5 protein-coding genes and 1 pseudogene are annotated in these 12,173 nt (G+C 41.7%); 5 read left to right on the top strand and 1 reads right to left on the bottom strand.

Features of this window, described 5'->3' with window-relative positions; translation table 11 throughout:
- Nucleotides 1-594: 594 nt before the first annotated feature.
- From FZC78_RS07320 to FZC78_RS07305, 4 genes and pseudogenes are all read left to right on the top strand, one after another.
- Nucleotides 595-2,646, top strand: coding sequence for a cell wall-binding repeat-containing protein (locus tag FZC78_RS07320; RefSeq protein WP_148938996.1), 2,052 nt, complete (start codon nt 595-597; stop codon nt 2,644-2,646).
- Between the two features lie 303 nt (nt 2,647-2,949).
- Nucleotides 2,950-7,200, top strand: a complete 4,251-nt coding sequence (locus FZC78_RS07315; RefSeq protein WP_148938995.1) for a cell wall-binding repeat-containing protein — start codon at nt 2,950-2,952, stop codon at nt 7,198-7,200.
- A 595-nt stretch (nt 7,201-7,795) separates the two neighbouring features.
- Nucleotides 7,796-9,002: pseudogene (gene ltrA / locus FZC78_RS07310) on the top strand (group II intron reverse transcriptase/maturase).
- A 979-nt stretch (nt 9,003-9,981) separates the two neighbouring features.
- Nucleotides 9,982-10,674 (top strand): aspartate/glutamate racemase family protein, encoded by a 693-nt coding sequence (locus FZC78_RS07305; RefSeq protein WP_148938994.1) that lies wholly within the window; start codon nt 9,982-9,984, stop codon nt 10,672-10,674.
- Between the two features lie 57 nt (nt 10,675-10,731).
- Here the strand turns inward: FZC78_RS07305 and FZC78_RS24200 are convergent, their stop codons facing one another.
- Nucleotides 10,732-11,337 (bottom strand): peroxiredoxin, encoded by a 606-nt coding sequence (locus tag FZC78_RS24200; protein ID WP_252183539.1) that lies wholly within the window; start codon nt 11,335-11,337, stop codon nt 10,732-10,734.
- 246 nt (nt 11,338-11,583) lie between these two features.
- Here FZC78_RS24200 and FZC78_RS07290 point away from each other — a divergent pair, with 246 nt between their 5' ends.
- On the top strand, nt 11,584-12,168 hold the full coding sequence (locus tag FZC78_RS07290; protein WP_148938991.1) for a glycerol-3-phosphate acyltransferase: 585 nt from the start codon (nt 11,584-11,586) through the stop codon (nt 12,166-12,168).
- The last annotated feature ends 5 nt before the right edge of the window (nt 12,169-12,173 follow it).

The following is a 12,173-nucleotide window of genomic DNA, read 5'->3' as shown; positions in this document are numbered from 1 at the left end:
CTGTGAATGTGTTGAAGTTAAGCTAGTTTCAAGAGGATTTTGATAGGAAGGACGGATATGTGCAGTCGGGATGTGTATGAGGAGGCCGCAACGTCGGTCGGGAGTGGGCGAAAAGGAGTCGGGATGTGTATGAAGCGGCGGCAACATCGGTCGGGAGTGGGCGAAAAGGAGTCGGGATGTGTATGAGGCGGCCGCAACATCGGTTGGGAGTGGGCGAAAAGGAGTCGGGATGTGTATGAAGCGGCGGCAACATCGGTCGGGAGTGGGCGAAAAGGAGTCGGGATGTGTATGAAGCAGCCACAACGTCGGTCGGGAGTACCCGAAAAGGAGGCGGGATGTGTATGAAGCGGCCGCAACATCGGTCGGGAGTACCCGAAAAGGAGGCGGGATGTGTATGAAGCAGCCGCAACATCGGTCGGGAGTACTCGAAAAGGAGGCGGGATATGTATAAAGTGAAACCTGAATTTCAACTGCATATATAATAACAGAAAGTAATAGTATCAATTTTTGGAAATTTATGAATTGCTTGGACACTTATCTTTTGTTTAGATATACTTTTACATATTAAGTAAAGTTAGTGGAAGAGGTGCAGATTTGAATACTTCTAGATTATACTTGTCTACCATTTTTGTAGTGATGTTCATCGGGATTTTTTTGGTTCAGCCTGTTTTTGCGGAGAAAGAGGTTCAACTATTCATAAAGTATAATGAGGACACTGTGCAGTCGTTATCGGCTGCAGACACAGATGACTCCTCTATTAAGACGATTAGAGTACCGCAAAGCGAAGTGGAAGCGACACTTGGGGAATTAAGAGAAGAAGAGTATATAGAATATGCTGAAATTGATGCCCCGGTATATACGCAAGCCTTTGACACACCTAATGACCCTAAGTACATTGACCAGCATTCCTCCTTCGATGTGATGAAAGTGGCAGAAGCTTGGGGTAAGTATGAACCCAAGCAGGAAGTGACCGTGGCTGTCATAGATTCAGGAATCGATTTGGATCATCCGGACCTTTCCCCCTTAATCGTAGAAGGAACAAATATCCTAAAGCCAGCCGAGCAGCCTATCGATCATAACGGGCATGGCACACATATCGCGGGGTTAGTTGGTGCCGCTACAGACAATGACATAGGAGTCTCGTCAGTGTCCCGTGGAGTTAAGATCATGCCGATAAAGGTGCTTGAGCAGAACGAAGGGTTGATATCGTCTGTCATTTCTGGAATTGAATATGCAATGCAGCAGGATGTAGATGTTATTAATGTTAGTCTGGGAAGCTATATAAATTCTTTAGCTCTACGGGACACTGTACGGGAAGCGGCAGAACAAGGGATTGTTATAGTGGCTGCTGCAGGGAATCATAATAGAAATGATGCTATGTACCCTGCCAAATACCCGGAAGTGATCTCGGTTGGAAGTATTGATACTGCCACACATGAGAAAGCTGATTTTTCAAATCACGGAACTTATATCGATGTTGTGACCCCAGGTACCAATGTAGTAAGTACATGGATGGATGGAGATTACAAGCCGATGGGCGGAACGAGTATGTCGGCGGGGATTGTCAGTTCATTAGCTTCGATGATTTTACAGCAAAGCCCTTATCTCACAAACCACCAAGTGAAAGAAATAATTCAGAGTTCAACCTCTGAATTATCAAGTTCCTATTCATTAGGTACTGGTATAATCAATGCCAGCAATTCTTTGGATAAAATTTATAGTAATAATCGTCTTTATGGCCCGACCTCTGTAGAAACGGCTGTTGAAGTATCTAAATTTGGCTGGAGTCAATTGGAGCAGAAAAGTATAACGGTGGATAAAAAGGAAATCAAGGGCAAGATCGCTGTCCTAGCAACCGGCGATACCTTTGCTGACAGTTTAGCAGCTTCCCCCTTGGGCACCTATTTGAATTCTCCCATTCTTCTAGTCAAGAATTCTACTCTGACGGCAGAAGTGAAAGCAGAATTGGAAAGGCTCGGAGCAACCCATGTGGCAATCATAGGAGGAAAACAGGCAGTATCCTCTGAACTAGAATCAGAGTTGAAAGGATTAGGTTATAAAATTGCCCGCATATCCGGGGAAACACGATACGAGACTTCCATTGCAGTAAATAAGGCGGCAGGCTATACAACAAACAAAGCCTTTATTGTATCAGGTGAAGTGCATCCAGATGCGTTATCAATTGCTCCATACAGCGGAATCAAACAATACCCTATTTTATTCGTCAAACAAAACACCATCGACCCAGCTGTTTTGGATTATATTAGAGAAGCGGGAATTACAAAATCCTATATTATAGGAGGAGAGGCGCCTATTTCCAGTGAGGTGGAAAAAATGCTTCCAGCACCATTTAGAATTGCTGGCAAGGACCGTTATGAAACCAATTTTGCTGTTCATGATATTTTTGGCGAAGATGATGCCTCTTCCCTATTTTTTGCCACTGGGGTAAATTTTCCTGACTCTTTGACGGTAGCGCCATTGGCTGCGCAAACAAAGAGCCCTGTTATTCTCACTCCGCCTGCTTTAGTAGAGAAAACAAAGGAAAGTATCTTATTATTTCCTATGAGAAACCAATATCATATTATTGGCGGCAGGCAGGCAATTGATGTGGAAACCGGATGGGAATTGGATAGGTATTTTAACTAAAATAATTGAGATTAAGTCCAGCAGAAGAAAACTTCTGCTGGACTTATTTATTATTCTGAAATAGTTTTACGCTAACTGAATTTTCCTTTAGTTCGCTAAAGCGTAAGGAAGTAGGGATTAATATCTACTTAATAAATTATTTACAAAAAATTTAACTGTTTGACAAACTAGAATATTCAAAAAATAATTTGACGTCGTCCGAATTATCTATTAAAATAAAGATTGTGAAAATATAAAAGGTAGTAATTTACTATATTTCTACTTTTTATAACTTTTCGTAATTTTTTAAGGGGAGGAACCAAATTGAACAGACAGAAGATAGCTAAAAAAGCACTTAAAGTTCTTGCAAGTGCTACTATTGTCGCATCATCCTTCGCTGGCGCAGCTACATATACTACATCCAGTGCAAGCGCTGAAGTAGGTACGACGGCTCAAAAAACAATTGAGTCACGCCTATTAAACTTTAAAGAAGTACAAACACTTGCGAACAGCGAGGATTCAGTTCAGCAGCTTATCATTGTGGGTACTGGTACTGACGCAACTAAAGCTTTAAAGAAGCTTGGTGTAGAAGTTCATGTTAACTACAAAAACTTTGCCTATTTAGCTGATGTCCCAACTGAAAACATTTATGACATCATCGGTCTTGATAATGTAAGGACTATTGGTAAAAATAATGAAGAGAAATTGGGTAAAGTAAACCTTGATGAAATTGGTGCCACTCCGCAGGGAGAGCTTGATGAGGATGCGGTTGTCACGCCTGATCAATTGGAAACACATCCATCTACAGGTGTAGATGATTTCCATGATAAGTTCTCTGGCGAAGGCACTCGTGTAGGTATCATTGATTCCGGCCCTGATCCCGGACATGAATCCTTCACAAACAAACCGGCTAATTTTGATACTACACGTAAATATGGAAGTTCAAAAATCGTAGCAGTTCGTGACTATACAGTTACTGGGTATGCTTCTGATATTTTAGAGGAGCGCTACGCTGAGTATTTGCCTGCAGATTTCTCTGCTGTGTATGCAAATGATAGAATTGCTGAAGGGGATGTCCTCTTCTTTGATGAACTGCCTGAAGGTGACTCAATTCTTGATGGGGCTTTTAACACTGAAGGAATTGATGCGGAAAACGACACTTTCTATTTTGGTTCAACACAGTTTTTCAACGCTGCAGCTGACTTTAATGCCGATGGTAAGTACAATAATAATTTCCCGGTTCTAATGGCAGACGATAAAGTTTATATCGATACTGACCAAGATGGGGATTTTACCGATGAAACGGCTTACGGAAACAATGAAACTGGTACATTTGACCACGATGTGACAGATGACCTTGTTGGTGTTAACTTCCGTGTTAACGACATGGGCTTTAATGAGAGATATGGCGTCCATGAAATCAACTTGTTCACCGATTTAAATGGCCATGGTTCTCACGTAGCGGGTATTACGGCTGCTAATGGACCGTTAAGAGGAAACGCATATGGCGCTGTAGCTGGCGAAGGTGTGGCACCTGAAGCTGAAGTTGTAGGGCTGCGCGTATTCCAGGAAGAGGGAGGAGCTGCAACATTCAGTATCATGAAAGCAATGATCGATGCTGCTTTGCCTGAAGATCTTGGCGGTTTCGATACAGACGTAGCGAATCTTAGCTTAGGTTCTTTACCTGATATGAATGATGGTTCCGGTGCATATGGAGTATTAATGGATGTGTTGAGTGAGCAATATGACATCGTATTCGTTAACTCCGCTGGAAATAACGGTCCTGGAGGAGACTCAGTAGGATCCCCTGGTGACGTAGGCAGTGCGATTTCTGTTGGCGCATACATCGATTCTGAAATGTGGGCTACTGAATACAATGCATATCCATATGGTAAAGACGAAGATGGAAACCCGCTTCCAGGTGAAGGTATGTGGTACTTTTCTTCTGTCGGTCCTAACCAAAAAGCGGATATGAAGCCTGATATCGTTGCTCCTGGTTCTGCTTATGCGGCTCAGCCGGTTCACCAATCTCAAGCAGCCGGGCAAACTGGATACGATGTACTTCAAGGTACAAGTATGTCAGCACCATATGTAACGGGTGCAGTAGCATTACTTAAATCAGCTGCATTGAAAGACCGCCTTCCATTTGACTATGAAATTGCCAAAGAAGCATTGAAAGTTACCGCAAAGCCACTTGAAGGGTATAACTACGCTGAAGTTGGCTCAGGTTTGATTGATGTTCCTGCTGCATACGAGTGGATGCGTGAGCATATGGTTCAAAAGGTGAAAGATGTTGACGTGACAGTTTATCATGGTGAAAAAGTTTCTGGTGGTCCTGGATTATTTGTCCGTAACAAGGATATTCCTGAAACAGTTGAGGTATTGATTGAGAACAATACGGATGAGGATAAAAACCTGACAATCGAAGCTTCCGAAGATTGGTTCACTCCATCTGTTTCCAGCCTTTCCTTAGATGCTGGTGAGCATGAATACATTACAGTTTCATATGATGAGGCTAAGCTTGCAGAAGGAACTAACTCTGGTATGTTATTGATTGATGATTCTTCTACTCCATATGTAGAAGCTAGATCAACTCAGACCATCATGACAGGGCATGAGTTCACTGTTGAAAATAATAACCGTTTCAGAGATACTAACGAAGTTATCTCTTCTCAAACGAATGCTTATACTTTTGATGTGAAATCAGGAGTTGAAGAACTGCGTTTCTCATTGAATGCTGTTAAGGAAAATGATGATTATCAAGGTGTAGTCCGGATGCTTATTTTCGATCCAGACGGATTCCAGGTGAATGAATATATTGGATATGCAGGAAGAGAACTTAATGTGGAAGATTTTGTTCAGCAGTCTCCAAAAGAAGGTGTATGGGAAGTCCATGTATATGGTATTACTTCTCCAGAAGCTGGTAAAGAGATGGCTGAGTACACATTCGAAGCTGTTTCCCAAGATATCGTAAGCTCTCCTGGTAAGATTGATCTAGGAAAAGTAAATGGCGCTGAAGAATTTAATGAAGATATCACGTTCACTAATTACCTTAAAGACACAGCAAATGTTGAATTTGCTACTGTTGGATTCAGCGGCCCGATTAAAGATACAGTAAGTGGCACAGTTACAGAAGATGATGACGATAATCTTCTTGATGGTGAGCTTGTTGAAATCAGCATTAAGAACAATGTAGCCTTAAGTGCTTCTGTTACAACTCCAGACAGCGGTGCTGATCTTGATCTATTCTTGTTTAACAAGAATGATATGAGAAACCCTATAGCACAAGGTGCCACTCCAAATGATAATGAATCATTTGCAGTCTCAAGCTTACCAGATGGTGAGTATGTGATCGCTGTTGATAACTTTGGTGAGGCTGGTGAAACAAATGACTTCACTCTAGAAATCGCAGAAGAAAAAGTTCTTTCTCCTGGTGAAGAAGGGGCCATTGGTTCTGTGAAAGCAGACGTAAAAACAGCTAAGCTGGGTGTTGGTGAGTCTGTAACAGTTCCAGTTGAGATTACTACTCCTGAAGAAGCAGTAAATGCATATGCGGCTGTTTACATGCTTGATGCGAAAACAGGTGAAACGTTATCTATGGTACCAATCTCCACTAATGGCGATGTGGTAACAGAAGTTTCAGGTGCTGACCGCGTAGGAACAAGTATTGCCATTTCTCAAAACTTGCATCCTGATGGTTATGCAGCAGATCATAAAAACAAAGCTGTTGTGTTAGCAACTGGATACAACTTCCCGGATGCACTGGCAGCAGGTCCTTTAGCAACTGCTCTAAATGCTCCGATCTTGGCAGTAGGTTCTGACGGAAAGCTTACTGACGAAGTTCTTGATGAAATCAAACGTCTTGGTGCAGAAAATGTTTACATTGTTGGTGGGGAGTCTGCTGTATCTAAAGCGGTTGTAAATCAGCTTGGTACTGCTAAAGTCAACCCTTCTGACATTAAACGCTTATCTGGTGCCACTCGTTATGATACGAATCTTGCCATCGTTGCTGAGCTTCAAAAAAATCATGGATTCTCTGGCAACGGAGTATTCCTAGCGACTGGTACTAACTTTGCTGATGCGTTGAGCGCTGCTTCAATCGCTGGTGCAAATGATATGCCGATCGTATTAACGGAAGGACAAAACCAACCTCTATCTGACGAAGCGAAAGCTGTTCTTGAAGATGAGGAAGTATACGTAGTTGGTGGAACTGCAGCTGTATCTAATGAAGTTGTAGCTCAGGCTAAGAGCAAAGCCCTTTCTGTGAAACGTCTTTCTGGTGTTAACCGTTACGGTACATTAGCGGCACTCCTTGGTGAATTCGCTACTGGAACTAGCAAGCTTTATGTAGCTAACGGCAAAAACTTCCCAGATGCTTTATCAGCTTCTCCTTTAGTAGTCGACAATGATGGATTACTAGTATTAGTTGATCAAGATGCTATGCCTAAAGAAGTAGATGCATTCTTAACTAAGTTTGCATACCAAAACGACATCAACTCTGTAACCGTTCTTGGCGGTAAAGCAGCTGTTGGTCAAGATGTTCGTGATGCACTACAAAAGAAAGTTACTGAGTAATAACTAGTAACTTTGGAAACTGCCTGCTTTTGCAGGCAGTTTCTTTTTGTTGTGCGCCTGGCATGGGTGCAATCTATAGGGTGTAAGTCCCGAACTGTGAAGGCAGAAGTAGCAGTTAGCTTAACGCAAGGGTGTCCATGGTGACGTGGAATCTGAAGGAAGCGAGCGGCAAACCTCCGGTCTGAGGAACACGAACTTCATAAGAGGCTAGTATTGTTGGACGAGTTTGCAACACAAAACAAAGTCCTTTCTGCCGAAAGCAATACAAAGTAAATGAAGCAGATAGGTGGAGGGAAAGATTGTACTTTTACCCAGGGAGGTCTGACTGATAAGCCGAGCACACTCGGTAACCTATTTAATGATAAATAGCTGAACAGTCAGAAGTCAGCAGAAGTCATAGTACCAATGGTATCTAGAGCCATTGGGAAGGACTGAATCAATTAAGGAGAATCAGCACTTGGCGTACGTGTTGCTTGATGAAGCAGAAACATTATCCTTCCTAATGGAGGAAGTGGTGAATCCACGGGGACATTAGAAGGGCTGAAAGTAGCACCACACAAGAAGAATGACTGATTCACGTAGGAGCTTGATATCTATGTTGAAACGAATCTTATCATATCAGAACGTTACGAGTGCACTCGAAAGAGTGGAACGAAATAAAGGAAGCCACGGTGTAGATGGGATGAGCGTAAAGAACCTACGACCGCATCTCATGGAACACTGGGGAACCATAAGGGCCGAACTGATAAATGGAACCTATCTTCCCCAACCCGTACGTCGAGTCGAAATCCCAAAACCRAACGGCGGAGTAAGGAAGCTAGGTATCCCAACAGTGATGGATCGTTTCATCCAACAGGCTATTGCGCAAGTACTCAACAAGGAGTTTGATCCCTTGTTCTCTAAACAAAGTTACGGGTTTAGACCGAATAAGCGTGGTCATGACGCAGTACGACAAGCTAAACGCTATATCAAAGAAGGGTATAGATGGGTAGTGGACATCGATTTAGAGAAATTCTTCGATAAAGTGAATCATGACCGGCTTTTGAGGATATTAAGTTACCGGATAAAGGACCCAAAAGTTCTCCAATTAATACGGAGATATCTCCAGTCAGGTGTAATGGAAAAGGGACTTGTCAGTCCTAACACGGAGGGAACCCCCCAAGGTGGTCCACTTAGCCCACTCTTATCAAACATCGTATTGGATGAACTTGATAAGGAGCTGGAGAAGAGAGGATTGCGGTTTGTTCGTTATGCGGATGACTGTAATATCTACGTTCGTTCAAAGAGAGCAGGAGAACGGATTATGAAAAGTATCACAACATTCATAGAGAACAAACTCAAACTTAAAGTGAATCATGAGAAAAGTGCAGTAGACCGTTAGAATCGCAAAACAAAGTATTCAACGTTTCAAACAGAGAATAAGAGAAATTACTTCGAGAAAATGGTCTATCAGCATGGCAAACAGATTGGAGAAGCTAAACCGCTACTTGGTGGGCTGGATGGGGTACTATCAATTAGCCGATACCCCCTCGGTTCTAGCCAAGCTAGACCAATGGATTCGAAGAAGATTGCGAATGATTCGATGGAAAGAGTGGAAGAAAGTTAAAACAAAACATAGAAACCTAACGAAGTTAGGAATACAAACTAACAAGGCTTTGGCTTGGGAATGGGCAAATACTAGGTTGGGTTATTGGCGTATCGCTAAAAGCCCCATCTTAGATAGAGCCCTTGATAACCAATACTGGTCGAATCAAGGGCTCAAGAGTCTGCTTATGAGATATCAAACTTTGCGTTTGACTTAATTGAAACCGCCGTATACCGAACGGTACGTACGGTGGTGTGAGAGGTCGGGGGTTAGTCACCCCCTCCTACTCGATTGTTAAAGGCTGTTTCCGCATAGATTGTTGCTTTCGGAAAAATCCCAGGAGCCAGATTTTCCCCCGGATACTAAGGAATTTCTCTCTAATCGGGGGAAGCAGCTCTTTTCTTTTCATGATTACCAGGTTTTTAAGGTGAATTATGATTCGTTTTTTTGCAATTAGTTTCATAGCAACAAAGTTTATGAAAAGAGCCTTGTTATATGAACAACAAAGTGGTGAAGAAAATGTACCCAAGCAGGCAATATGAGGACATAAACAGGTGGAAAAGGAAAAGAAGATGATTTACCCAAGCTGGAACTTAAATCAGAAATCCAGTGCATAAATTTTAATATTGAAAATGCTGCCTTTTTGCCCAGAAACATTCCTGAAAACACAAAGCTGTTTAATCTGAATTAGAGGATTGAAAGATCATGTTGACAAGTGAAAAAACAAAATATTCCCCAAAAACAGAAAGTTCCATTATAATGTCTTTATATAATGGGATTTTGTATGAAAAAGGTATATTTAAGTTTTGCTAAACTATTAGCATATCCACTTTGAATCAAACTTCAACCTTATACTGCGGGAATGATTATTATATCCTTTTTTATGACAGATGGTGGCATTGGTGCAATCTTGGGAGCTTCTCTTAGAGATATGGTTTGGAGCGGAAATCTAGTATGGTTAAGTAAGCCATAATCTTTGTGAAAGGCTGTTTTCGCATATATTTTGCTTTCGGATGCCCCCGGATACTAAGAGTTTTATCTCTTATCGCGGAAGAGCAGCTTTTTTCTTTTGGTATTACCATTTTTCCCCCTCTTAATGTGGTTATTTCTTCGGAATAAATATCCAATAGCAAAAAAGTTTACGAAAAGAGCCTTGCGAAAGCAACCATTTATATTAAATATGGAGGTTGATATCAATGAAAACAATCGGGTTAATAGGCGGAATGAGCTGGGAATCCTCGTTAGAATACTATAGGCATATAAATGAAACGGTAAAAGCTCAATTAGGAGGTCTCCACTCCGCTAAATGCATTCTCTATAGTGTTGATTTTGAAGAAATTGAAAGGTATCAGGCGCAGGGTGAATGGGACAAAGCAGCTTACATTTTAAAAGAAGCGGCAGAGTCTCTCGAGAAGGGAGGGGCTGACTTTCTCCTTCTATGTACCAATACGATGCATAAGGTTTTTGAGGATATCTCGGGCAGCGTCAATATTCCCTTTTTGCATATTGCGGACGCGGCTGCATCCAAAATCAGAAATGAAGGAGTCGACACAGTCGGACTTCTTGGTACACGCTATACAATGGAGCAGGATTTTTACAGAAATCGCATGCTGGTAAATGGGGTTAATGTGATTGTACCTGGAAGAGAGGACAGAGAAAGAATTAATGCTATTATATTTGAAGAATTATGTATTGGTGAAATTAAGGATTCATCAAGGGACTTTTTCCAAAAGGTTATGAAAGAGCTGAATAGAAATGGTGCTGAAGGAATCGTTTTGGGATGTACAGAGATCGGGCTTCTCATCAAAGGTGATGAGTGGGAAATCCCTATCTATGATACTGCCGCCATTCACGCGGAAGCGGCTGTCAAAAAAGCTTTGCAGGATTAAGCAGAATCGTGCACCTGGTACAAATAGGCTGTAATTATACCAGGTGCTTTAATCATCTTAGATTCTGCCTATTAACTTTGGGTCCCTTGAAATGCCGGAGTGTCCCGGAATCCAGTTAGCAGGTATGCCTTGACCTGTTTCACGTCCATATTGTATACCCTGAAGAAGTCTTAAGATTTCATAAACATTGCGGCCTACTTCCATTGGGTTGACAAGTTTGGCAACTATGATTCCTTCAGGGTCTATAATGATGGTTGCTCTCAAGGCGGCCCCGCTCTTCTCATTCAAAACCCGGTATGCCCGTGATATCTCTTGTGTTCTATCACTCACGAGAGGATACTTTACTTTTGAAAGTGAAGGCGAAACTTCACTGAACACCTTATGGGCATATACACTGTCAGTGCTTATAGCGAGCACTTCAGCGTTTAAGGATTGAAATTGAGGGTAAATAGCAGCGACCGCTGCTAGTTCAGTAGGTCAAACAAATGTAAAATCACTTCCGTAAAAAAACAGGATCACCCATTTTCCCCGGAGCTGATTCAATGAAATATTCTTAATTGATTTATCGGAATTAAAGAAAGCCTCTGCTGAAAACAAAGGTGCAGGGTCTGATGCCTGTGCACAAAAATGCAGATCTTCATTGTGATTTATATTGTGGTCCATTTCCTCACCTCTTTTCTATAAGTTAGATGATGTTAATATACTATTCAAGAAGGATTTTTTTAGAATAGATGGATCATTGAGGTCAAAGACAGATCAAGCGGGTTAGAACAGATCAAAAGGTGATATTTACTTCAGTTTTTAAAAAAAATTGGTAAAAGTGAAACTTTTTAATGGTAAGTTTCGTTATGTAATAAGAGGTGGTTTTGTTCCAACATCCTTAGAAAAAAAGATTGAGCGTGAAACCAAATGAATGTATATATGCTAATCGCAGTTTGTCTCCTTTCATATGGGTTTGGAGGTCTGAATGGAGCATATTATTTAACCGGATATTATTTGAAAGACGACATCCGCCGCTATGGAAGCGGAAATGTCGGAGCTACAAATGCAGGAAGAATACTGGGAAAGAAAGGTTTTATACTGACGGTCATCTTGGATGTCTCAAAAGTGATGGCAGCGATGACGATTGCTTTCTGGATCACTGAAAACGAGATCATTTCCATGTCCCTGAGTGCGTTTTTCCTGCTTATCGGACATATCTTTCCTCTGCAGCTTGGTTTCAGGGGTGGAAAAGGAGTAGTTGTCTTTTTGGCAAACTCTCTTTTTTTGGTTCCGCTCAGCATTCCTATATGCGGACTGATCATGGGTATCAGCTTTTTTCTGTTAAAGGACTACAAGAAGGCAGGTTTTCTATCAATGCTGTCTATACCCGTCTCGGCTTTTCTGCTGAGTACTCCATCTGAATATACGACAGCTTTACTGATTATGCTTTTTATAGTCTTGCTGGTACATATAAAATCACCATTGCCGCAACTTCATAACCGGCACCATTAGGAGGT

Origin of the sequence: Rossellomorea vietnamensis (assembly GCF_008180415.1) — a bacterium.
Classification (GTDB): domain Bacteria; phylum Bacillota; class Bacilli; order Bacillales; family Bacillaceae_B; genus Rossellomorea; species Rossellomorea vietnamensis_C.
This window is presented reverse-complemented; position numbering and strand designations above follow the sequence as displayed.